The sequence below is a fragment of the Candidatus Pelagibacter communis genome, from assembly GCF_001179925.1.
Lineage (GTDB): Bacteria > Pseudomonadota > Alphaproteobacteria > Pelagibacterales > Pelagibacteraceae > Pelagibacter > Pelagibacter ubique_E.
On record NZ_CVSF01000044.1, the window covers coordinates 1 to 671 of the forward strand.

Genomic DNA, 671 nt, shown 5'->3' on the forward strand with positions numbered 1-671 from the left:
ATTGAATATTAATAAAGTAATTATTCAGAAATCTATGAAAAAAAAGTATTCAATATTTTCACTTGTGAAAAATGCATTTTCGTACCACGAGAATTGGGAGAAAGCTTGGAAAGATCCTATTCCAAAAAAAGAATATGAGATCATAATAATTGGTGGTGGAGGTCATGGTTTAGCTACAGCCTACTACTTGGCAAAAAAACATAAGATTAAAAATATTGCTGTTGTAGAAAAAGGTTGGATTGGTGGAGGTAACACTGGAAGAAATACTACAATAATTAGGTCAAATTATTTGTGGGATGCAAGCGCAGGCTTATATGATCACGCATTGAAAATTTGGGAAGGTTTATCACAAGAATTAAATTATAACGTCATGTTCAGTCAAAGAGGAGTCATGAATCTTGCCCATAATCTCCAAGATGTTAGAGATTTAAAAAGAAGAACACATGCAAATAGATTAAATGGCATAGATGCTGTTTACTTATCTACTGAAGAAGTTAAAAAATTTTGCCCAATAATAAATACTTCTCCTGATATAAGATATCCTGTTTTGGGTGGAACATTACAAAAAAGAGCTGGAACAGCTCGACATGATGCCGTTGCATGGGGTTATGCAAGAGGAGCTGATGAAATGGGAGTTGATATAATTCAAAATTGTGAGGTAAAAGCAATTA

At 33.1% G+C, this 671-nt stretch carries 1 protein-coding gene; it reads left to right on the forward strand.

Annotation, left to right across the window (positions count from 1 at the left end; genetic code table 11):
- Positions 1 to 34: 34 nt before the first annotated feature.
- A partial coding sequence (locus AMN70_RS03115) for an FAD-dependent oxidoreductase (protein WP_143323409.1) occupies positions 35 to 671 on the forward strand: 637 nt, incomplete at its 3' end.